This window comes from Clostridium rhizosphaerae, from assembly GCF_016765585.1.
GTDB classification, from domain to species: Bacteria; Bacillota; Clostridia; order Clostridiales; family Clostridiaceae; genus Clostridium_AT; species Clostridium_AT rhizosphaerae.
The window spans coordinates 169,565-192,092 of record NZ_JAESWC010000009.1; the positions used below are offsets into that span (position 1 = coordinate 169,565).

The 22,528-nt window shown below is 33.2% G+C and carries 19 protein-coding genes and 2 pseudogenes; 15 read left to right on the forward strand and 6 right to left on the reverse strand.

Annotated elements, in window-relative coordinates; translation table 11 throughout:
- Positions 1-346 precede the first annotated feature (346 nt).
- Both pepV and JK636_RS14860 read left to right on the forward strand, forming a co-directional pair.
- Positions 347-1,735 (forward strand): dipeptidase PepV, encoded by a 1,389-nt coding sequence (pepV, locus tag JK636_RS14855; protein WP_202749799.1) that lies wholly within the window; start codon positions 347-349, stop codon positions 1,733-1,735.
- A 263-nt stretch (positions 1,736-1,998) separates the two neighbouring features.
- The gene (locus tag JK636_RS14860; RefSeq protein ID WP_202749800.1) at positions 1,999-3,006 is read left to right on the forward strand and encodes a hypothetical protein; all 1,008 of its coding nucleotides are present in this window, start codon (positions 1,999-2,001) and stop codon (positions 3,004-3,006) included.
- 256 nt (positions 3,007-3,262) lie between these two features.
- Here JK636_RS14860 and JK636_RS14865 read toward each other — a convergent pair whose 3' ends face one another.
- The 4 genes from JK636_RS14865 to JK636_RS14880 all read right to left on the reverse strand — a co-directional run bounded on the left by JK636_RS14865 (position 3,263) and on the right by JK636_RS14880 (position 6,813).
- Positions 3,263-3,691: a hypothetical protein gene (locus JK636_RS14865; RefSeq protein WP_202749801.1), complete on the reverse strand. Its 429-nt coding sequence runs from the start codon at positions 3,689-3,691 to the stop codon at positions 3,263-3,265.
- A gap of 99 nt (positions 3,692-3,790) precedes the next feature.
- The gene (locus JK636_RS14870) at positions 3,791-4,255 is read right to left on the reverse strand and encodes a SpoIIIAH-like family protein (RefSeq protein ID WP_202749802.1); all 465 of its coding nucleotides are present in this window, start codon (positions 4,253-4,255) and stop codon (positions 3,791-3,793) included.
- Positions 4,256-4,400: 145 nt separating this feature from the next.
- Positions 4,401-4,967 (reverse strand): response regulator, encoded by a 567-nt coding sequence (locus JK636_RS14875; RefSeq protein ID WP_202749803.1) that lies wholly within the window; start codon positions 4,965-4,967, stop codon positions 4,401-4,403.
- A 4-nt stretch (positions 4,968-4,971) separates the two neighbouring features.
- Positions 4,972-6,813, reverse strand: a complete 1,842-nt coding sequence (locus JK636_RS14880; protein ID WP_202749804.1) for a sensor histidine kinase — start codon at positions 6,811-6,813, stop codon at positions 4,972-4,974.
- A gap of 344 nt (positions 6,814-7,157) precedes the next feature.
- Between JK636_RS14880 and JK636_RS14885 the strand changes: the two genes are divergently transcribed.
- Both JK636_RS14885 and JK636_RS14890 read left to right on the forward strand, forming a co-directional pair.
- Positions 7,158-9,002 carry an APC family permease gene (locus JK636_RS14885; protein ID WP_202749805.1) on the forward strand — a complete coding sequence of 615 codons (1,845 nt, stop codon included), beginning with the start codon at positions 7,158-7,160 and terminating at the stop codon, positions 9,000-9,002.
- 170 nt (positions 9,003-9,172) lie between these two features.
- Positions 9,173-10,879 carry a proline--tRNA ligase gene (locus JK636_RS14890; protein WP_202749806.1) on the forward strand — a complete coding sequence of 569 codons (1,707 nt, stop codon included), beginning with the start codon at positions 9,173-9,175 and terminating at the stop codon, positions 10,877-10,879.
- A gap of 90 nt (positions 10,880-10,969) precedes the next feature.
- On the opposite strand, the gene JK636_RS14895 is transcribed toward JK636_RS14890, so the two are convergent.
- Both JK636_RS14895 and JK636_RS14900 read right to left on the reverse strand, forming a co-directional pair.
- Positions 10,970-12,769, reverse strand: coding sequence for a M56 family metallopeptidase (locus JK636_RS14895; RefSeq protein ID WP_202749807.1), 1,800 nt, complete (start codon positions 12,767-12,769; stop codon positions 10,970-10,972).
- A 4-nt stretch (positions 12,770-12,773) separates the two neighbouring features.
- Entirely contained in the window at positions 12,774-13,154 is a 381-nt protein-coding gene (locus JK636_RS14900) for a BlaI/MecI/CopY family transcriptional regulator (RefSeq protein ID WP_202749808.1), read from the reverse strand.
- Positions 13,155-13,389: 235 nt separating this feature from the next.
- Here JK636_RS14900 and JK636_RS14905 point away from each other — a divergent pair, with 235 nt between their 5' ends.
- The 11 genes and pseudogenes from JK636_RS14905 to JK636_RS14955 all read left to right on the forward strand — a co-directional run bounded on the left by JK636_RS14905 (position 13,390) and on the right by JK636_RS14955 (position 22,308).
- Positions 13,390-13,779 (forward strand): bacteriohemerythrin, encoded by a 390-nt coding sequence (locus JK636_RS14905; RefSeq protein WP_202749809.1) that lies wholly within the window; start codon positions 13,390-13,392, stop codon positions 13,777-13,779.
- A gap of 146 nt (positions 13,780-13,925) precedes the next feature.
- On the forward strand, positions 13,926-14,261 hold the full coding sequence (locus JK636_RS14910; protein WP_202749810.1) for a hypothetical protein: 336 nt from the start codon (positions 13,926-13,928) through the stop codon (positions 14,259-14,261).
- 162 nt (positions 14,262-14,423) lie between these two features.
- Positions 14,424-15,341, forward strand: coding sequence for an aldo/keto reductase (locus JK636_RS14915; RefSeq protein WP_202749811.1), 918 nt, complete (start codon positions 14,424-14,426; stop codon positions 15,339-15,341).
- 178 nt (positions 15,342-15,519) lie between these two features.
- Complete coding sequence (locus JK636_RS14920; RefSeq protein WP_202749812.1) at positions 15,520-16,302, forward strand: class I SAM-dependent methyltransferase; 783 nt, start codon at positions 15,520-15,522, stop codon at positions 16,300-16,302.
- Positions 16,303-16,311: 9 nt separating this feature from the next.
- Positions 16,312-17,085: an MBL fold metallo-hydrolase gene (locus tag JK636_RS14925; RefSeq protein WP_202749813.1), complete on the forward strand. Its 774-nt coding sequence runs from the start codon at positions 16,312-16,314 to the stop codon at positions 17,083-17,085.
- A gap of 25 nt (positions 17,086-17,110) precedes the next feature.
- Entirely contained in the window at positions 17,111-18,784 is a 1,674-nt protein-coding gene (locus tag JK636_RS14930; RefSeq protein WP_202749814.1) for a hypothetical protein, read from the forward strand.
- 18 nt (positions 18,785-18,802) lie between these two features.
- Positions 18,803-19,687 (forward strand): GNAT family N-acetyltransferase, encoded by an 885-nt coding sequence (locus JK636_RS14935; RefSeq protein ID WP_202749815.1) that lies wholly within the window; start codon positions 18,803-18,805, stop codon positions 19,685-19,687.
- A 159-nt stretch (positions 19,688-19,846) separates the two neighbouring features.
- A pseudogene (locus JK636_RS14940) lies at positions 19,847-20,338 on the forward strand (thymidylate synthase); the annotation flags it as partial.
- 169 nt (positions 20,339-20,507) lie between these two features.
- The gene (locus JK636_RS14945) at positions 20,508-21,317 is read left to right on the forward strand and encodes a GIY-YIG nuclease family protein (protein ID WP_202749817.1); all 810 of its coding nucleotides are present in this window, start codon (positions 20,508-20,510) and stop codon (positions 21,315-21,317) included.
- A 191-nt stretch (positions 21,318-21,508) separates the two neighbouring features.
- Positions 21,509-21,811 (forward strand): annotated as a pseudogene (thyA, locus tag JK636_RS14950) (thymidylate synthase); the annotation flags it as partial.
- A complete protein-coding gene (locus tag JK636_RS14955; protein WP_202749818.1) occupies positions 21,811-22,308 on the forward strand; it encodes a dihydrofolate reductase in 498 nt (165 codons plus the stop codon). The pseudogene thyA and the gene JK636_RS14955, both read left to right, overlap by 1 nt.
- Positions 22,309-22,528: the final 220 nt, after the last annotated feature.

The following is a 22,528-nucleotide window of genomic DNA, read 5'->3' on the forward strand; positions in this document are numbered from 1 at the left end:
TGGCTGATTTTAAGGAATATGTACATGTAAAGCATTTGACATTATAGAAAATAGGAAGCAAAATATAATTATAGTATGTTAACCTCTTGTACTAGTTCAGCTAACTATGCGAGTTAATTGGACTAGCACAACAGATTATGTTATTAATCAAGTATTTCCGGTGATGAAAGGAGGTTGGAGTCCTAAATGGACTCCAACGGGTAGCTTGTGAGCAGAGCGAATGTCTTAAGCTACCCAGTGTTTCGAATGAAAGGAGGTTGAAGTCCTAAATGGACTTCAACGGGTAGCTTATGAGCAAAGCGAATGTCTTAAGCTACCCAGTGTTTCGAATGAAAGGAGAAATATTATGAGTCTTAACGAAAAAATCGATAGCTTAAAGGAAGAGCTTATTGAGGCAACAAGAGAAGTTCTTCAAATAAAAAGCACAGAAGAAGCAGCAGTAGAAGGAGGCCCTTTTGGAGCAGGTCCTAAAAAAGCTCTTGAAAAGGCATTAGAAATATCTTCAAAGCTTGGCTTTAAAACAGTAAATCTTGATGGTTATGTAGGATATGCTGAATACGGTGAAGGTGAAGATTATGTGGCAGTTCTTGGACACCTTGATGTTGTTCCTGAAGGGGACGGCTGGATGTATCCTCCTTATGGTGCAGAAATTCATGATGGAAAAATATATGCCCGTGGAAGTCTTGATGACAAGGGACCAGTAATGGCAGCTTTATTTGGTCTTAAGGCAATTAAAGATTTAAATCTTCCTGTTTCAAAGAGAGTAAGAGTTATATTCGGCTTAAATGAAGAAACCGGAGATGCAGACATTGAACACTATAATAAAAAAGAAAAGCCTCCAGTAGCAGGATTTACACCAGATGCAGAGTATCCAATTATATTTGCTGAAAAAGGAATTATACATACCAATTTAAAGAAACAGCTCAAAGCTTCAGAAGGAGACTTATTAGTTAAAGCTATAAAGGGTGGAGTAAGACCTAACATGGTTCCTGATTACTGTGAAGCAGTAATTGAGGCAAAAGATAAGGAAAAGCTTTTAGCTTTAGCAAAGAGTTTTTCGGAAAACAATAGCTTTGATATAAGTGCAGAAGTTAAGGATAATCTTGTGATTTTAAAATCAATAGGAGTATCAGCTCATGGAAGCATGCCTCATATGGGTAAAAATGCAGTAATGCAGATGTTTAAATTCCTAGGGGAACTTTCAATAGCTCAAAAGGATTTAGCAGATTATATAGCTTTTGTAAATAAAGCTATAGGCTTTGAGACAGACGGAACTTCTCTTGGTGTAGGTTTTAGAGACGAAGCTTCAGGAAAGCTTTCCTTAAATGCAGGAGTTATGGCGATGGATGAAAATTCAATATCCTTATCAATTGACATACGTTATCCTGTAACTATAGAAGGAAGCAAAATTATAGACATTTTAAACAGCAAAGCGGCAGAAAATAATATAGAGCTTTCAAAGATAGATCCTGTAAAACCTTTATACTATCCACCAGAGCACCCAGTAATTCAAAAACTTCAAAAGGTTTATAAGGAACAGACAGGAGAGGAGCCAAAGCTTTTAGCAATCGGCGGAGGAACCTATGCAAAGGCAATGCCTAATATAGTTGCTTTTGGTCCTATATTTCCTGGAAAGCCAGATTTAGATCATCAAGCTAACGAATATATTGAAGTTGAAGACCTTCTTTTAAACAGCAAAATTTATGCTAATGCTATCTATGAATTAGCAAAATAATTTTATAAATTACACGATGAAAGCGGTGTACTGAACTTAAATCAGTATACTGCTTTTTTAATTATATCATTTATTTAACGTTTTCTATAACAACTTATTTTCCAATAAGCTGCTTTATTAACAGTTATATATTAATAAGGAAGTTTATTGAACATGTTTAAAGGTAAGGGTATACTAAGACTATATTAATATATTGGTTATGCTCTTGCCTGTCAGGCTAACCCTGAATGGTTAATTTCTAGACTTAAAAAGGAGGCTTAATTATGAAAAAAAATCTTATATTAATTGCTGCTGTTTTAATCAGCGTATTGATAACCGGATGTGCTGGTAAAAAGGCAGCGGTACAAAATGAAATAAAGCAGGTTCAGACACAATCAGCAGGCAATAAAGATAAAACCCCTGCTGCCCCTGAAACTAAGAAAACAGATGAAGCTTCAAACACTGTAGCTTCAGAAGCAGGTTACTCAAAATACTCAGGAAGATGGGTAACTGAAAACAATTTAAAACACGACATACCCTTTGGAACTGTAATTAGCATTAAAGCGGACAAAAGCGGCGAGCTGTCAGGTGTTGTAAGTGATTCCTCCTCTGGATTTGGACACATATCAAATATTGATATCAAAGGAAAGATTAATAATAATAAATTCAGCACCAATTTTAGCAATGATGGCTGGGATCACAGCGGAACAATAGAACTTGAATTTAATGATAAGCAAGTGGTGCTTAAATTATCCTATGATAAGAAAAGCGAGAGCGTAAATTCAGGCTGGGGAATTAGCCCAGGCACTTTTAATCTCGTAAATATCAATACACCTATTAAAAGAACAATAAATGATTTAAGAGAAGGCGGCTGGAAAGATGTTGAAGGCCAATGCTTCGATGTGGATTTAAATAAATATGGAAAGATAAGATTTATATCTGAAACCAACTGGAATACAGGCTTCAGCTTTTACCTTCAGGACAGCAAATGTAATATAGCCTACAAGTTCCCAGACCTTTATTTAAATGATTATCAGACTAAGAATTACGCTATTGAAAGCATAAGCGCAGTATCTTTTACAGATATAAATAATGACAGTCTGAAAGATGTAATTATTTTATACAAAGCCACTGATGTAACAAAAAAAGTTCCGTCAGCTATATGTAATGTATTTACTCAAAAGAGTGATGGAACCTTTGTAAATAACAGCAGCTTAAATGATAAAATCAATGCTTCAGGAAGTACTAAGGACATTGCTTCAATAGTAAAGTTTATTAAAGGAATCAAATAAATATGGGGGATGCTGCAAAATAACTTAAACTTGCCGCATGTTATTTGAATTCTAGAAAACTTTCGCTTCGCAGATAAGACTAATAATTAAAAAATTTATAAAGCCTAAATCTTATAAACTCGCTTTGCTCAGACAATATAAGATTTTTAACGGCCTTATAAATTTTTAAATTAAAGTCTTATTGTTGCTTGTTCAAATGTTTTTACGTATTCAATAACATGCTAAGTTTAGTTGTTTTTTAACATCCCCAATGTGCTTATTTTGATAAGCTTTTTACTAAATTTTCTATAGCAGAATCCTCGTTATTGTTGCTTCTGACTATGGAAGTTATAGACTTAAAACCTGAGGAATGATTTTTTATAGTGCTTCCTTTAGAGGTTACAACTAAATGAACCTTATCTGAAGGAAACTTTTTAAGAAAAGACGTAACAGCAGGGGCAGGTCCTCCAGCCCATAAAGGAGTAACAAGTACGATTTCATCTGCATTTCCTACACTTCCGCTGAGGCTAATTTCAACCTTTTTGTTTTTTGAAGCATAATATCCGCCTTTGATAAAACCTATAAGTCCTTTCCAATTAATATTGTCTTTGATTTCAATAGTTTCGCAAGAAAGCTTAGCAGCTATCTTAGCAGCGACCTTTTTACTAGTTCCCGTTCTAGAGAAATAAACAACCTTATAATTCATGATATCTTCCCCTTTAGCTTAATTATTCCATAAATTTCTTGTTCTAATTATAATTTATAAAATATGTATTCACAACAACATAGGGAAATTAATTTTAAATTATTTCTTTTCTACAACTTCAACATCCTTTATGTTTGCAGTTTCCATCAACACATCCTGTATTATCTTAGCTGACTGACTATTTAATTTTTTATGTTTTGACCTTACAAAAATGGTTACTCTATTGTTATCTGATATAGCTGCAAAAGAGTCACCAAAACCTTTTCCATTAAGTATGACTTCAATTTTATTTTCCATATTTGCATTGTTAATTTCTTCTTTAAGCTTTTTTTCTAGAGTGTTCTTAGCTTCCATAGAAATATTTTTATCATCCAGCATGGCCTTATAAGTAGAAATAATTTTACTAAGAGTCTGATCTCTATTAAGCCTTGATTGAACAAAAAAATCTGTCTTTGAAGGTTGTCTTTGTATGTAAGAAAACTGTGCAATATTTGCTATAAGTAAAACCAAGATGATGATTATAGTTGGTTTTTTAAGCAAGCTGATTTTTGACTTGATATTCATATACTTCCTCCCATGGAATTATTACTATATTAATACTTGCCTAACATAATAAATATTCTAGGGAAGAGAAATATAAATCGTATGCCTGGCCTGTGACGGTGTGGGCCTTGCATTAAGAATTAAGCTTTTAAATTATACCTTAATTTTACTCAAACTGCTTTGATATATTATAGAACCTTTCTGCTTCCTTTTGTTCTCCCGTAAGTTCATATATCTTTCCTATCAAAGAATATATTTCAGCGCGATTTATATCCTGAGGAAGAGTATTTTTGAGTACATTAAGGGCAGATTCCAGCTTTAATTCATCAATTAGTTTTTTAGCAGTATTTATATTAGTATCAATGTCTGATGAAGCATCGTTTTTAAGTTCATTCAAGAGGTTTCTTACTTTGTCAGCTGTAAAAGGCTTTTGAAGGTAGGCTACTGCTCCAAGTCTTGTGCACTCAACCGCATTTTTAACAGTACCAAAGGCTGTCATAATAACAACAGGAGTGTTGAATCCCATAGAACGTATTCTTCTAAGTACCTCTGTGCCGCTAAGCTCCGGCATTTTTATATCTAAAAAAGCTAAATCAAAAGATTCCTTTGTAAAAAGATCCAGTGCCTCTTCTCCGTTTTTTGATGAAATCACTTCATATCCTTCAAGCTCTAAACAAGCGGTAAGCAGAACTCTGATATTTTTTGTATCATCAACTATAAGTACTTTTTTCATAGTTTTATTCCCCCATAACTATCGGCAGAGTAAATGTAAAAGTAGTACCAATGCCAAGCTCACTTTCACACCATATTTCTCCACCGTGAGCTTCAATTAGTTCTCTTGCTATTGCAAGTCCGAGACCTGTACCTTTCGCTTCGGCATCTTCTCCAGGTACTTGAATAAATTTATCAAATATCTTGTCTAGATAATCTTTAGGTATTCCTATACCAGTATCTTTTATAGAAACACATACTCTATTCTGTTTAACAAAGGAATTAACAAAGATTTTGTCATTAGCTTCAGTATGTTTAAGAGCATTTGAGATTAAGTTGTTAATTACCCAAACTATCTTTTCAGAGTCTGCATTTACTTTTGGAAGATTGCTCTCTAATGTGTTATAGACGTATACTTCCTTAGATTTTGCCTGCTCTGTAAACCCTTTAATACTGGCATCTACTATCTCTTCTATAGAAGTCGGTTTAATATCAAAAACTGACTTGCCAGCTTCTATTTTAGATAAATTAAGTAAATCATCTACTAATGTCAGCAATCTTTCGCTGTCTTCCTCTATGGTATCTAAAATATTTTTTTGCTTTTCATTTAAATCTCCCAGCTTTTCCCCTGAAATCAAACTTGTGCCTATCATGATGGAAGTTAAGGGTGTCTTGAATTCATGTGAAATAGTAGCAATAAAATCTGACTTTATTTTTTCAATTTGTTTCAGCTGAGTTACATTTTGAAATAGTACTACTAATCCTGAATTAACGCCTTCAGCATTCTTTAATATTCCCACTATAACATTGAAGTAATAGTCTTCTCCATTGATATCTAAATATATTATTTTTTGATCTACTTCATTTCCATTTGAATTAAATATTACGCTTATATATTCGTAAAGCTCGCCATTATTTATAACTTCTAAGAAGTACTTGTTTAAAACATCATTTTCCTTTATTCCAAAAATATTTTCGCAGGCACTATTTAGCAAGGTTATTTTATAATTTGTATCTAAAACTATTAATGGATCGGCGATACTTTTTACTATTGTAATAGATTTTGTTTTTTCAGACATAAGCTGTCCTAAAGTACTCTGTTCAAACAGCTGAAGTCTTTTAGTCATATTATTAAATTCTTCAGTTAAATCTCCAACTTCATCCTTAGATAAAATAGGAGCCTGTTTATCTAAATCACCGGCCTTTACTGCCTTCATAGTTTCCCTTAATGAATATATAGGAGACAAAAACTTTTTAAGCAATATCATAGATAATGCAAAACCAATAACAACACATATGGTAGATAAGCCAAGTATAAGATACATGGAGTAATTTGCATAATTATTAACTCTATCTTTGCTGCTGAACATACCATTTTCATTTAGTTTTGAGGCTGTGTTTAATATTTCCTTTATATGAGTATGCTGGGGCTGAAGCTTTGCTTTATAGAAATTGACAGCTGATTGAGTACTCCCTCCCGCACTTACTTCCTGAAGCTCGGAAAAAAGAGTAATGTAGGTTAGATATGAACTGCTCAGCTCATTTACAAGCTCTTTTTCACCGCTTTCAGTTATGTTGTTAGCCTCTATATTATAGCTTTCATTAAAAATAAGCGAGTATTGATGGAAGCTTTTAATACCGTCCTCATGACTTATATTCAAATAGGTTAAAATCGCAGCATTTTGCGCATCTACTGCATCAGACATATTATTTATAGCCCTAATACTTTTGTAATTGCGAACCATCAAACTATTGATTTGCTTTCCTAATATAAACGTATTGTAGGCAGCAAAAATACCTATTATACCGATTATTATTACAAGACTAATATATACCGCTGAAAACTTTGATTTTAATTTATTAAACATAGAAAACCTCTTTTAAGTAATACTTGTACTAAACAAGAGAAATAATTAACACCACTGCGATTTAGAGAGATAGTTCTATTTAACAGTCCTAACTAAATAGGATAAATTTTATAGCTGCAAATAGGCGAACTTAGCTTTATGTGATATCCGTAGTATAATTTTCTTGTAGCTAAGATAATAATACAATTTAGCTAACTTAAATACAACATAAATCCATATAATCTATGGGTTTATATATATTATTCTCTTGATAAAAAAGGTAAACCAAAGCTTTTGCTTTGGTCTATCTTTTTGTATAGGACAATCGATTTTTATAACAATCAAAATTATAGGGGGAAATTATCTTGCTTACAGAAATAAAAAGTGTACTAATAGGAAAACCGCTAAAAAACGAAGAACTGGCAGGAGAAAAGTTTAATGTATTTTGGGGATTGCCCATATTATCAAGTGATGCTATTTCGTCAGTAGCTTATGCGGGGGAAGAAATACTTTGGATTTTAATTCCTGCGATAGGAGTACTAGCTTATAAGCAGATGTTCTATATAGCTCTGTCAATAGTTGCACTGCTTTCTATATTAGTATTCTCCTACAGGCAAACTATAGATTCTTATCCTAACGGCGGAGGTTCTTATATAGTTGCAAAGGATAATTTAGGTGACAATTTTGGATTAACTGCCGGTGCTTCATTATTAATAGATTATATATTGACGGTAGCCGTAAGTGTCTGTGCAGGAACAGCCGCCATAACCTCAGCAGTACCGTCGCTTTTGCCTTATACTGTAGTCATAAGTGTTGCTATAGTAATATTAATGACTATTGGAAATCTTAGAGGAATAAGAGAGTCCTCGCATATTTTTGGCGTGCCCACATATTTATTTATAATCTCTATGATAACAATGATTATTTATGGCTTAGTCAAAGTTTATATTTTTGGTATTGTTCCTGCTCAAACAGTTCAAATAAGTCAAGCAACAGGAAACATAACTTTACTCTTATTATTAAAGGCCTTCTCAAGAGGTTGTACAGCATTAACAGGGGTAGAAGCTGTAAGCAATGGAATTCCAAATTTCAGAGAGCCTTCTCAGAAAAATGCTAAAAGAACGCTATTCTTATTAGCAGCTACAGTTTTATTTATTTTCGGAGGGACTTCTTTACTTGCAACTGTTTATCACGCTGTTCCTCAAAAAGAAATTACCGTGCTTTCACAAATAACAGAGCAGGTATTTGGCAAAACTTTTATGTATTATGTAGTTCAAATTACTACGATGTTAATTCTAACTATGGCAGCAAATACAGCCTTCAGCGATTTACCGCTGCTTTTGTCCATAATATCAAAAGACAGGTATATGCCGAGACAGTTTACAAAGAGAGGTTCAAGACTTTCTTTTGCCAATGGTATAATCTTGCTTGGGCTTTTGTCATCTTTGCTTATTGTAATATTTAGAGGTGAGACTCATTTATTACTTCCTCTATATGCTGTTGGTGTATTTATTTCCTTTACACTATCACAGAGCGGAATGTTTATAAGGTGGATAAGATTAAAAAGCAAGGGCTGGAGACATAAAGCTCTTATTAATGGTTTGGGTGCATTAGTTACCTTTGTAACAGTTATAAATATAGGTATTACAAGGTTCGTAGATGGTGCATGGATTATTGTTTTATTAATTCCAACCTTTGTAATACTAATGAAGCTTGTTAAGCATCATTATGACAATATTGCACATGAACTTACCTTGAGTACAACTGAAATAGAGAAAGAGGTAAGGGCGGTTGAAGTTAAGGATTTCGTTATAGTTCCCATAGATTCACTTAATAAATCTTCCTTTAAAGCACTTAATTATGCAAGGCACTTGTGCGATGAAAAAAGAATTGTTGCACTTCATGTCAGCACTAATTTAGAAGAAGCTAAAAAGCTGCAGGCAAAGTGGAAAGATTGTGGAATATCAATAAAACTAGTAGTAAAATATTCGCCATATAGAGATATAGTAAATACATTAGTTAAGTACGTTGAATCACAGGAGCATGAAAGCAAGCCGGGTGACATTATAACAGTTGTAATATCAAAGTTTTTAGTAAGACACTGGTGGGAAAATATATTCCATAACCAGACAAGCACAATTTTAAGACATCAGCTTTTAAAAGACAGGCATATAGCTGTTGTAACAGTTCCTTATGTTTTAGATAAGTAAATATAATAGACTCCGGTGGGTTTCTGACCATCGGAGTTTTTTTATAAATAATGCAATAAAATATCAAATACCCACAGGGGATTTATGATTATTATGTATTAGAACTTTTACATTATATATTAAGTTTGTAGTATAATAGATATTATTTATTAAGGAAAGGTTGGATAGAAGTGAAACTATCAAAAGCACTAATGACAACGCTTAGAGAAGTTCCAGCAGAAGCTGAGATACAAAGCCATAAGCTTATGTTAAGAGCTGGACTTATGAGGAAGATGGCCTCAGGGATATATAATTATATGCCTATGGGCTTAAAGGTTTTGAAAAATATTGAAGAGATTGTAAGAGAAGAAATGGACAATACAGGAGCACAGGAATTTTTGGCTTCGGCTCTTCTGCCTTCAGAGCTTTGGAAGGAATCAGGAAGATGGGATACTATGGGACCTGAGATGTTCAGACTTAAGGATAGAAACGAAAGAGAATTCTGCTTAGGACCAACACATGAGGAAGTTTTTACTGATATAGCAAGAAATGAGATAAAGTCTTATAAGCAGCTTCCTTTAAATCTATATCAAATACAAACCAAGTATAGAGATGAAAGAAGACCTCGTTTTGGAATTATGCGGTCAAGAGAGTTTTTAATGAAGGATGCCTACAGCTTTGATAAGGATAACGAAGGACTTGATATTTCCTTTAATAAAATGTATGAAGCTTATCATAAGATTTTTAAACGCTGCGGCTTAGAGGCAAATTGTGTTGAGGCTGATTCAGGAGCAATGGGAGGCTCAGGTTCAGCTGAGTTTATGATTAAGTCTGAAATAGGCGAGGATGAAATAGCTTTTTGTACCTCCTGCGATTATGCAGCGAACATGGAAAAAGCTCCTGGAACTCCAGAAATCCTTGAAAAGGAAGAGCTAAATCCTCTTACCAAGGTTGAAACTCCGGAGGCAAAAACTATTGAGGATTTAGTTGCCTTTTTTAATACAAACTCTAAGAGATTTGCCAAAACACTTATTTTTAAAGCAGATGAAAAACTTGTTGCCGTAATGGTAAGAGGGGACAGAGAAGTTAATGAAATAAAAGTTATTAATGCTTTAGGCGGAGCTGTAGATTTTAGAATGGCAGATGCTGAAGAAGTGTTTAAGGCTACCTCTGCAGCAGTAGGCTTTGCAGGGCCAATAGGAATAAAAGTTGATTGCCTTCTTGTAGATAGAGAAGTAGCTGAATTATATAATATGATAGTTGGAGCTAACGATACAGGCTATCACTACATAAACGTAAACTACGGAAGGGACTTTGAAGGACAGCTTGGTGACTTCAGAAAAGCAGTTGAAGGGGATATATGTCCTAAATGCGGTAAACCGCTTACTATTGCAAGAGGCATAGAGGTAGGGCATATTTTTAAGCTTGGAACCAAGTATTCAAAGTCTATGGGAGCAAACTTTATAGATGAAAATGGAGAAATGAAGCCTCTAATAATGGGCTGCTATGGTATAGGACTAAATAGAACTATGACTGCAATAATTGAGCAGAACAATGATGAAAACGGGATAATATGGCCATTATCAGTTGCACCTTATAAGGTTATTATAATACCTGTAGTAACAAAGGATGCCGAGCAGATGAGAATAGCTGAGGAGCTTTATAACAGCCTTAGAAAGCTTGGTATTGATGTACTTATGGATGACAGAGACGAGAGGGCAGGAGTTAAATTCAAAGATGCGGATTTAATCGGAATTCCTATGAGAATTACCGTAGGGAAGAAGATAAATGAAGGAGTTGTAGAATTTAAGCTCAGAAACTCAAGCGATATTGAGCTTGTTTCTTTAGATGACGTTGTTGAAAGAGTGGCAAATGAACTAGATAATATTAAACGTTAAAAATAAATATCACTTCTAATAAAAAAACTCTTATGCTGTCTTTTAAAAATATCAGCATAAGAGTTTTATTTTTTTAGTACACTACTTATATTAAGGAAGTACTACAAATGCAGATGGAACTTTTCTTTCACCACTCGCATCACAGGGATGATTGATTACATTTCCGTTATAATACATAGTTGATGAGCTGCCTCCATCTAAAAGACAAGCATTATAAGCATTGTTTTGTAAAAGTATTTCTGAGACATCCTTAACTGAAGCACCAATAGAGTTTTTTGATCTTCCGTCAATTACAAGGAATAGTACTGTGCCGTCACTTTTTTGAGCTATGGCGGTTCTAGGGTTAATACCTAAGTTTATGTTTGAGGTATCTAATGACTTTCCGTTTATGATTAATGCTGGTCCACTGACAACAGCATCTCTAACATCATTGTTTTTCAGCTCATTTATAGAGTAATCTCCAACTACTAAAAGACCATTTTTAGTCAATCCTGCTGTAGGAAATTTTTTAGAAGTATCCTTTGAATCATTGTTGATCACATTTCCATTTTTCATTATGAAGCCGTAAGGTGTTTGATCCATTGTAAAACTTCCCGCATTTATAGCCGCCGATGCATTTTCTTCTTTAGCAATCTGGCTTGTTGTTTTGTAGGCCTTTAAATCTTTTAAGCTGTAAGCTACAGAAATTTTATTAGGATTTGAAATAGTCATCAGCTTGCCATTAAAGTTTTTCCCCTTAATGTCCTTTACATCAATTGAATTACTGCTGAGAGTTGTTGTAAGAGCCTTTACATTTTCCTTTATAGAACTATCTGCATGTGCAGTATTTGTCTTTGCATTGGTAAATAGAGCAAAGCTTAATAATGATATTATGACTAACCCAGCTGCAGAAAATTTAAATGATTTTTTATTGAACTGTGATATCATAACTATTCTCCTTTTTATATTGGATTTCCCTGATAATAGTCCTGCTGCCCCTAAAAGACGCTTTTGTGCTGAGGATATTTTAAGCATATGTAAGATCGTATATCCATACTCTAGCTGCTCTTCTTTACTCATGTACTCCATTGCCTCATAATCACAACAAAGCTCGCAATCTTCCTGCATTTTATAAAAGCCATACCAGATAACAGGATTGAACCAATATATCATTTTCAAAAATAAGATTACATATTTTATGGCATTATCTTTTCTTTTGTAATGAGACAGCTCATGCAGAAAAATATGTTTTAATTCATTATCATTTATATTGTCTAGTATATCCTTAGGAAGAAGTAAAACAGGTTTATTTATGCCTAAAATTGAAGGCGAAGTTACATAGCTTTCTAAGAAAACTGGAATATCTTTTTGTATACCCATTAAAAGTTTGCATTGTTCAAGAGTTCCACGAATATTAGTAATTTCTGTGGGCTTGCTCTTTTTAGTTTTTAATAAAAGCCTCAGATTAATATAGCAGGTATATATAGTAAAGGTTATTACCCCTAAAAGCCAAATAAACATAAAATAAAGCTTTAAGTTCATTTTTGTTAAAGAGCTGCTTGAAGAATTATTGTGCATATCTGAAGGAGAAGCGGTATTAACTATATAATCATCCTTAAGACTTAAATCTGAAACATTATTATTTATTGGAAGCTTCTCATTTAATACTTTGCTTTCAGAGTAATACATACTCTGGACAGCAGGAGTTACAGTGTTAAATATGCTTATAGGGCTTTGAGGTGCATAAGGAATAAGCAATCTTATCACTAATATAAACCATATATAATAGTGCCACTTTACACTTTGTTTGTCTCTCATAAGGCGTTTTATAAAAATGATGGCCCCTGTTAAAATAACGGCAGCAGTAGAGGAGAACACTATCCAATCAAAAATAGCTGTTAAATTTCTCATTGTTTCATCCCCTATCTTTGCTCTTATCAAGAATTTTTTTAAGCTCTTCTATATCTTCCTCTGATAGATCCTGCTCTTCAACCAAGTTTGATAGCATAAGGTTTAATGAGCCGTTATATACTTTTTTTATAAAAGAGGAATATTCTTTTTTAGAGCAATCCTTCCTGGATACTAAAGGATAGCAGATATAAGGAGAAGAACCTTCTTTTATTCCTATAGCCTTTTTATTTACCAGCCTGCTTATTAAGGTATAGATAGTTGTAGGGCTCCATTTTGTAGCAGGTTTAAGCATTTCAACAATCTCGCTTGAGGTTAAAGGGGATTTATCCCACAATACTTTCATAACTTCCCATTCAGAATCAGAAATCTTAGGCATATCCTTCATTATTTTCACCTCCTCTACAACTGTAGAATATAATTTTATTCTACAGTTGTAGAAGGAATCTGTCAATAGTTTCCTTTAAAAAATTTTGACAAAATAAAACAGAGTACAGATTGCACTCTGTAAGTTATTATTTCAATTGTTTTAGACTTATATTGATAATAATAAACAGAGTTGCTATATTATATATGTTATATTTATAACAAATTTACAATAAAGGTAAATGGGGGATATCTTAATGTTAAGATGGAATGAAAAGTATACTTTAGGTGTTGAGATGATTGACGACCAACACAAGAAATTATTTGAAATTGCTGAAAGAGCTTACGACTTATTAGTTAATGATTTTAGAACAGACAAATATGATCAGATTGTAAATATACTTGGTGAATTAAAGGATTATACTGTATTTCACTTTAATTGTGAAGAAGAGTATATGAAAAGTATAGGCTACAAAAAGTTCTTATCTCACAAGGTTTATCATGAAGACTTTATAAATACTATCAATAATACAGACTTAAGCAAAATAGATGTAAACCAAGATGAGTATATAATGGAAATACTTAATTTTATAGCTAAATGGATAGACGAGCATATATTAGAGCAGGACAAACAAATAGTTTCCTAGGAATTGCGTATAATCAATGCACATATCTTACAAAAAGGATATGCGCATTTTTTATATTTTAAATAGTTAAAATATTTATACAAGTCTGAATAAAAGTGATATACTTATAAGAAAAATCATTTATAACCTATGGGGAGGGGACATCAATGGAAAGTTATGTTGGCAATTTAAGTATGAATCTGTATAATAAAGGCATAAAGCTTGCAGAGGAAAGAGGAAGCAATTCTCTTGAAGACTTGGCAGGTATCTTCTCAGGAGGAAATATCACTAACATCGTTAAAAATGGAGTTGATGAAGTTTACGTTAAAAACTCAGCTTGTTTTGCAAAGAATTTTGCAAACGATTTAGCAAAAGAAGAATTTAAATGTGGCTGTGATAATGCTTTGGCAGAAGGCTTTAATAGTAGTCTTGGCTGTGAAGTTATCCAAACTATCGAAAGCGGCTGTAGTGTGTGCATACATAGACTTTATATAAAGAAATAATAAAATAGTAAGTTTTAAATTGCTAATCTGATAAAAATCAGACTAGCAATTTTTATATTTATCAAAACTATATTTGAAAGTTATGTTAATTAATATGTATAAATATTGATGATATTAATAGTAATATGGTATAACCTATATAAAAGAAGGAGAGTGATTTAAATGAAAAACATTAGCATAGGAAATGGAGCAATAAATGCTTCTCAAATTTCACTGGGCTGCATGAGAATTTCAGAAATGCCTATTAAGGAAGCTGCTAATCTTGTAAACACAGCCTTAGAAGAAGGTATAAATTTTATAGATCATGCAGATATATACGGCGGAGGAAAGTCTGAAGAGGTTTTTGCAGCTGCTGTAGATATGAAGCCAAGTGTTAGAGAGAAGTTTATAATACAAACAAAATGCGGAATAAGAAAAGGCTTTTTTGATTTTTCAAAGGAGCACATACTAAATTCTGTTGATGCAAGCCTAAAAAGATTAAAAACTGATTACATAGATGTACTTTTACTTCACAGACCAGATACTCTTATGGAACCAGAAGAGGTTGCAGAAGCTTTTGATATTCTTCATAAAGATGGAAAGGTAAGACACTTTGGAGTAAGCAATCAAAACCCAATGCAGATTGAACTTTTAAGTAAGTATGTAAAGCAAAAGCTTATAATAAATCAGCTTCAGTTCAGCATCATGCATACAACGATGATTGATGCAGGACTTAACGTAAATATGAGAATTGATCCTGCAATAAACAGAGATGGCGGTGTGCTTGAATACTGCAGACTTAAGGATATTACTATTCAAGCTTGGTCACCATTCCAATATGGCTTTTTTGAAGGTGTATTCTTAGATAATGATAAGTTCCCTGAGCTAAATAGTGTAATAAATAGAATAGCAGAAGAAAAAGGCGTGCCTAATACATCCATTGCTATTGCATGGATACTAAGACATCCTGCAAAGATTCAGCCTATAGCCGGCACAACAAATGCAAAGCGTCTTAAAGATATATGTAAAGCATCTTCTATCGAGCTTTCAAGAGAAGAATGGTACGAAATATATAGAGCAGCAGGAAATAAGCTTCCTTAATATTTGCATATAAAAATATTTATATATAAAACTTCTTAAGAAGATATATTCTTAAGAAGTTTTATTTTACAGAAAAATGAAATAATGGGTATAATATAAGTAATGAGAGGAAGGAAGTGGAAGCTTCTTAAAATTAATAGACAGCATTAAAGTTACTATAAGGGAATGGGGGATGAAAATGGAGACGATATTAAACTACTACAACGCTTATGATGAGGATAACAGACTTGTTAAGGATAAGGCACATGAAATAGAATTTATAACTACAGTACATTTTTTAGACAAGTTTATAAATAAGACTTCTAAGGTTTTAGAGGTTGGGGCAGGCACAGGAAGATATTCTTTTCATTTTGCCGAAAAGGCCTGCGAAGTTACTGCACTTGATATTACGCCAAGGCATGTTGATATAATGAAGGAAAAAGCGGCAGGAAAGACCTTAAAGCTGAATCCATTACTGGGCAATGCTTTAGATATGAAGAAAATAGAGAATAATTCTTTTGATGCAGTCTTATGTCTTGGTCCGCTTTATCATTTAACTGGTGAGGAGCAAAGGAAACAATGTATTAGGGAAAGTTTAAGAGTACTAAAACCGGGCGGTGTTTTGGCAATTGCTTATATAAACAGAGCTGCTACCTTTGTTAATTATATACATAGAAATGCCCAGAATATAAATAATGCCGGACTTTGGAATATTGCTAAAACCGGTCTTGAATTTAATAATGAAGAGGATTGTTTTTATTACTCCACTTATGCTGAGATGGAAGCTTTAATGGACAGCTTTAATGTAAATAAAATTGATAATATTGCTTCTGATGGCGTGGTAGGAACACTTAGAGATATTATTAATAAGTTTACTGATGAAGAGTTTAATAAGTGGATGGAGTTTCACTTGATGACTTGTAATGACTCAAGTTTAATGGGCTACAGTCAGCATGGACTTTATCTATGCAGAAAGGCTTAGGTAGCAGAAGTGAATAATTGGTTTAGTATAGAAAAAATTGATGAAGATACTTATTCTATAAGCGAATATGGACATTATGAAAAAATGCATTCCTATCTTTTAATTGGAAAAGATAAAGCGGCACTTATCGATACCGGTCTCGGTATAGGAGATATAAGGGAGGAGGTTAGAAAGCTTACTTCACTGCCCGTTGTTGTTATAACAACACATGCTCACTGGGACCATATAGGCGGACATGCTTTGTTTGATGATATTCTTATTCATGAAGCTGATGAAGCCTGGCTTGTAAATGGACTTCCTCTACCAATAGATATTATAAAAAGCAATGTTATAAGGGAACCCTTCACAAGAGAACTTCCTGAAGGTTTCAGCATCGATAATTATAAGGTTTATAGGGGAAAGCCCTCAATGAGTTTGAAGGATATGGATACTATAGATATAGGCTTAAGAAAAATAACTGTTCTACATACTCCGGGGCATTCCCCGGGACATATATGCCTTTTGGAAGAGGATAGAGGATATTTATACAGCGGTGATTTAATATACGAGGGAATTTTATATGCAAATTATCCAAGTACAAGCCCTGTGGATTTTAAGGCTTCTGTAGATAGGGTAAGCAAATTAGACAATATAAAGAGAATATTACCGGCACACAACTCATTGAATATTGATGTTGAAATCATAGAAGAAATGAGAAAAGCCTTTATTTCAATAGAATCTAATGGGTTACTAAGACAGGTTGGGGGAACTTTTGAATTTGATAATTTTGCAATAAGGCTGTGATGGCTGATTGGGGATAGAGGCATTTATGAGAATAATAAAATTTATTTTGGAAATTATAGTGGAATTTTTGATAATTCTTACTGCATTTTTAATTTCAATTTTTCTGAATTTCAAGGGGAGTATTATTTTTAGTGCAGCAATGCTATTAGCCTGTATTTTTATGCTTGTCATAGGTATAAGGGGGATTGCAAAGAATAGAAAGAGAAACAGCGGAGCTTTAAAGAAGTTTTACAATCTTTGTATTACTGCAGTAATACTTGTAGCTTGCATCTCTTTCGTTGAGAGTAAAAACTTTAAGATACTAAATGATAATAAAAGTTCCTCAGTATATAACGTTGTAAGAGAAAGTATGAATTCAAAAAAAGAAACGGAAGCTTATAACAAGCTTTTTAAAACCGTAAAACATAACAATGCTGAAATATATTATAAGGAAGACATAGAGCCTGCACTGGACCTGGTATACTTTTACTTGGATAAAGCAGAAACACGAACTTCAAGCATATTTAAAAATGTTGAAAATGTTCCCATTACTATAAAGTTTGACTATGACAAAGATGTATTTAAATCTATTAATAAGGATTCATCAGACTATGCAGGACTGTATAATTATAATAACAAGACAATAAATATTTTTGTTGAAAATTGCTATAGTGACATTTTAGCTTTTAATTTAAAGAATGGAAACTTTAAGCATTATTTGCTGCATGAGTATTCTCATTATAAATTTGGGCAATTTCTAGATAAAAATAAAATTGAAAGAGATTCTATTCCGGACTGGTTTAATGAAGGTATTGCTGAGTATATGGCATTTGGTGGTGAGCGTGGAAATGAGCCTACTAGTATTGTTGAGTTTAGCAAGCTTAAGGATATAAAAGACTGGAATAAATATAATAATGAAAAATATACGGTATATGAGCAGGCGCATTATGCAGTGAATAGACTCATAGCTCTTAAAGGAGAAAATGCAATCAGTCAGATAATATTAAAGACCAAGGAAAGCAATTTTGAAACTGCTTTTAAGGAAGCATCAGGAGTAAGCCTTGAAGAATACCAAAAGCAGCTTCAGGAAGACATGAATAATAAATGGAAGCAGTACAATAAGCTTATCAAGCCAATAACTCTAAAAGATGAGGATGATAATATAAGAGTAAAGGGTTTGCTGGCTTACGCTGATAAGAATACCAATAATATAGATCCTTTATTGGACGCAGAAACCATATATAGTGGAATGAATCGATTTGATAAAGCAAAAGAAGTATGTAAGTTGGCCGTTGAGAGAAATCCTAATCATAGTCTGGCTTGGGCAAGGCTTGGAGATAATTATGTAGAACTGCTGGATTTTAAAGCTGCTCAGGAGGCTTATGAAAAAGCCATTAGCGTAGATAAAGAAAACTCGGCTAAGTATATATCCTTATCACAAGGATTATTAGCTGTCGATATAAACAAAGCAGCTGAAACTGCAGATAAGGCTCTTAAATTTGATAAGTCAAGCTTTACAGCTAAGGAGGTTCAGTATATAAAAAATCTTAAGGTAGCTGCAGACAAAGGCAATCCATACCCGGCAGCTTTGAGCATAATAAAAAATGATTATATAAACTCAAATACACTAAAGAAAGCTTTTATTAATAAGCTTATTAAAGATTTTCCCAGCGTAAAAAATGCTTCGAGAAGCGAGCTGGAGAAGATTATAGAAAAATAAATTATATGGGGGTATAGCATGGATAATATTAAATCAAATAAATTCCTAGTTCTAAAAGAGTATTTAAATGAAAAAGATTATGAGGATGCTAAGCAGCTAGAGGCTGTATGTTCTGAGAAGGATAATGTAAATGTGAAGCTGGAGCTTGATTTTAGAATGCACTTTAACAGGAAAGAAAGAGAAGTAATCGATAATATTAATGAATTTTTATACTATATAGATAATGTTTTGGTAGGTTATATAAGCATATCAAGCTTTGGAGGTAATATAGCTGAAGTGACGGGGCTTGTTCATCCTGAGCATAGAAGAAAAGGTATATTTAAAAAGCTTTATAGTTTAGCACTTGATGAGTGCAATAAGAGAAACTTCAGCAAGATACTTCTTTTAACTGATGATAAATCAGCTTCAGGAAAGGGATTTATTAAATCAACCGGAGCAGAATACGACTTTTCTGAACACGGAATGAAGCTTAAAGAAATACCGGATATTGAAAGCAATAAGATTATTGCCTTAAGAAAAACATTAAATTCTGATGCAGAAGAAATAGCAAGGCAAAATACCATTTTCTTTGGAGACAGCAGAAGTGAGCTTATATGCCCAGAGGAAGAAGAAAAAAATGGCATGACAACTTATTTAGTTGAGCAGGAAGGAAAGGTTGTTGGAAAACTTAAAATAGAGATAAATGAAACTTCTGCCTTTATAAGCGGAGTAGGTATTCTGCCTGAGTATAGAAGCAGGGGTTATGGAAAGGAAGCCTTAAAAGAGGCTCTTATAAAAATCAAAGAAAAAGGTATTAATGAGGCGGCTTTAGATGTGGCAGCAGGAAATAAAAATGCTCTCAAACTATATAAGAGCTGCGGTTTTGAAGAAGAGGATGTAATGAATTATTATGAAGTAAAATAGGAAGCTCTTTACTTGTCAGAATCAGGCCACTCCTTTATAATTATTTTAGTACGACAAAGGAATGGAGGTTGAAGTCCTAAATGGACTTCAACGGGTAATCTGCGAGCGGAAGCGAGTACTCTAGATTACCCAGTGTTTCGAGTGAAAGGAGAAATTAACATGAGCACTGCAGACAAACAATATTTACAGCTGGTTAAGGATATATTAGAAAACGGCTATTATGAAACAGGAAACAGAACAGGAATACCAACCTATAAGCTTCCTCATAGAATGTTTCAATTTAATTTAGAGAAGGAATTTCCTATACTTACAACAAAGTTTGTAGCTTTTAAAACTGCGGTTAAAGAACTTTTGTGGATATACAAAGATCAATCCAATGATGTAAAGAAGCTTCAGGAGCAGAATGTACATATATGGGATGAGTGGATGAAGGAAGATGGAACTATAGGAACAGCTTACGGCTGGGTAGTTAAAGAATATAATCAAATTGATAATTTAATTGAAGGTCTTAAAAATGATCCTCAGGGCAGAAGACATATTATGAGCCTTTGGCAGATTCCTCACCTTAATGGCGGAACTCTTCACCCTTGTGCTTTTATGACAATGTGGGATGTAACTGATGGAAGATTGAACTGCATGCTTGTACAGCGTTAAAACTGAGCGCCCTTATGCAGTAATGCATATTGAATAACCTTGCTAAACAGGGAAACTCTTATTTTTTATAAGACAATCCTGTGCTAAATTTCTATATAAATATATAAATACATAATCTCTTTGAAAATGTATTAACCTATAATATATTTTTTAAAGGGATGATAATATGACGGGTTTGTATATTATTAAAAATACAATAAATGATATGTTTTATGTAGGACATTCGGTAGACATAGAAAGACGGTTTAGAGCACATAAATCATATTTAATAAGGAATATACATCATTGCGTGTATCTTCAGAGAGTATGGAATAAGTATGGTGAAGAAAACTTTGAATTTATTATATTAAAGGAATGTTCATTAGAAGAAAGTATTAAATTGGAACAGTATTATATAGATAATTTTAAGAAAAGTATTTATAATACTGGAGACTTAGCAGCTTCTGGAGGAGATTTAATAAGCAATAACCCTAATATTGATAATATAAGGAAGAAAAAGAAACAAGATGCCATAAAATATTATAGTAGGCTAACTGATGAAGAAAAGAAAGAAAAGTATGGACGTAAAGGTGATAAAAATCCTATGTACGGAAAACATCACACTGATGAAGTAAGAAAACTATTGAGTGAGAAAGCTAAGAGACCTAATCCGAACAAAGGCAAGAAAATTGAAGAGATTATAGGCTATGATAAAGCAAAAGAGGTTAAAAAAATCTTGTCTGAAAAAGCGTCTCAAAAAATAGGGGAGAAAAATCCTTTTTACGGTAAAACTCATAGTAATAGAATTAAGGAGAAGCTAAGAGAGAGAATGCTAGGAAGTAGACCAACAAATATAAGACCGGTAAGTATAGAAGGAATTATATATGAAAGTGTTACAGATGCTTCTCGAAGGTTAGATGTTTGCCTAGCTACTATAATATATAGAATAAAGTCTTCCAGCGAACAATATAAAAGTTATGGGTATTTAGATATTTAGATAGAATAAAAGCTTAACGACTATCGAAACCGCGTTTATGAACGTAAGGGAGTAGAGTACACTGCAAGCTATTGGTAGTGGAAAAGCAAGGCTTCCCTGAAAGGGAAGGTGATATAGTCTGAACTCTATAGTGATATAGAGCTGTTCTTAAAGAACGAATAAGATTTAGCGAATCTTATTGAACATTAATGTCAGGTGATGTTGGTTTAGGAATTCCATTTAATATGGCCCAATATGCAGTATTAGTTTACCTTATAGCTCAAGTAACAGGACTAAAACCGGGACTATTTACTCATGTTATTAATAATGCTCATATTTATGAAAATCAAGTAGATGGCATGAAGCTTCAGCTTACAAGGGAAAATGAAGCTTATGAAGCTCCAAAGCTTTGGATTAATCCAGAGATTAAGAATTTTTATGACTTTACTATAGAGGACATTAAACTTATTGATTACAAGCATCATCCGTCAATAAAAATGGAGGTGGCTGTTTAATGCTTAGTTTTGTAGTTGCTATTGCAAACAATAATGTTATAGGAAAAGACAAAAGTCTTGCCTGGGGACATCTTCCAAGCGATATGAAAAAGTTTAAGGAGATAACTCTTTCAGGCAGCAAAACAATGATAATGGGAAGAAAGACCTTTGAATCTCTGCCTAATATTCTTCCGGGAAGAAAGCATATAATACTTACCAAAAACGAGAGTTATGAAGCTCAGGATGAGGATGTAGAAGTAATCCATACCATGGATGAAATTATGAAATATGTAAATTCTGAAGAGGAATACTTTGTTATAGGTGGAGGACAGATTTTCAATCTTCTGTTCCCTTATACAGAAAAAATGTATATAACAGAAATTCATGAGGATTTTAAAGGTGATACCTTCTTTCCGGCCTACGATAAGTCAGAGTGGAAGGTAAAGGCTGAAAAAGAAGGTGTAGTTGATGAAAAAAATAAATACAAACATACCTTTTTGATTTTAGAGAGAATTTAAAAAATAATTAAGGATTAATGAATGAAAATCCTCTTTGGATTTTCTGAAATACTGTAATTATAGCAGAAGAAGCTAGGATGTTATTTCTTAGCTTCTTTTTATTTATATATCTTTTATTTATTTGTGCTGCTCGGGTGTCGCATTAAAATAAGAGCTTTGTCATATCTAATGCGACATAATTACTCAAATAGCAGGGCATGCATAGGGTGTGGATATGGCA

What these genes read in the sequence shown, in the direction of transcription:
- JK636_RS14900 (WP_202749808.1), bottom strand. Translation starts at nt 13,154, where the DNA reads ATGAAGGATATGCCTAAGATTTCTGATTCTGAATGGGAAGTTATGAAA.
- JK636_RS14875 (WP_202749803.1), bottom strand. Translation starts at nt 4,967, where the DNA reads ATGAAAAAAGTACTTATAGTTGATGATACAAAAAATATCAGAGTTCTG.
- JK636_RS14860 (WP_202749800.1), top strand. Translation starts at nt 1,999, where the DNA reads ATGAAAAAAAATCTTATATTAATTGCTGCTGTTTTAATCAGCGTATTG.
- JK636_RS14920 (WP_202749812.1), top strand. Translation starts at nt 15,520, where the DNA reads ATGGAGACGATATTAAACTACTACAACGCTTATGATGAGGATAACAGA.
- JK636_RS14865 (WP_202749801.1), bottom strand. Translation starts at nt 3,691, where the DNA reads ATGAATTATAAGGTTGTTTATTTCTCTAGAACGGGAACTAGTAAAAAG.
- JK636_RS14870 (WP_202749802.1), bottom strand. Translation starts at nt 4,255, where the DNA reads ATGAATATCAAGTCAAAAATCAGCTTGCTTAAAAAACCAACTATAATC.
- JK636_RS14945 (WP_202749817.1), top strand. Translation starts at nt 20,508, where the DNA reads ATGACGGGTTTGTATATTATTAAAAATACAATAAATGATATGTTTTAT.
- JK636_RS14910 (WP_202749810.1), top strand. Translation starts at nt 13,926, where the DNA reads ATGGAAAGTTATGTTGGCAATTTAAGTATGAATCTGTATAATAAAGGC.
- pepV (WP_202749799.1), top strand. Translation starts at nt 347, where the DNA reads ATGAGTCTTAACGAAAAAATCGATAGCTTAAAGGAAGAGCTTATTGAG.
- JK636_RS14935 (WP_202749815.1), top strand. Translation starts at nt 18,803, where the DNA reads ATGGATAATATTAAATCAAATAAATTCCTAGTTCTAAAAGAGTATTTA.
- JK636_RS14915 (WP_202749811.1), top strand. Translation starts at nt 14,424, where the DNA reads ATGAAAAACATTAGCATAGGAAATGGAGCAATAAATGCTTCTCAAATT.
- JK636_RS14895 (WP_202749807.1), bottom strand. Translation starts at nt 12,769, where the DNA reads ATGAGAAATTTAACAGCTATTTTTGATTGGATAGTGTTCTCCTCTACT.
- JK636_RS14930 (WP_202749814.1), top strand. Translation starts at nt 17,111, where the DNA reads ATGAGAATAATAAAATTTATTTTGGAAATTATAGTGGAATTTTTGATA.
- JK636_RS14880 (WP_202749804.1), bottom strand. Translation starts at nt 6,813, where the DNA reads ATGTTTAATAAATTAAAATCAAAGTTTTCAGCGGTATATATTAGTCTT.
- JK636_RS14905 (WP_202749809.1), top strand. Translation starts at nt 13,390, where the DNA reads ATGTTAAGATGGAATGAAAAGTATACTTTAGGTGTTGAGATGATTGAC.
- JK636_RS14955 (WP_202749818.1), top strand. Translation starts at nt 21,811, where the DNA reads ATGCTTAGTTTTGTAGTTGCTATTGCAAACAATAATGTTATAGGAAAA.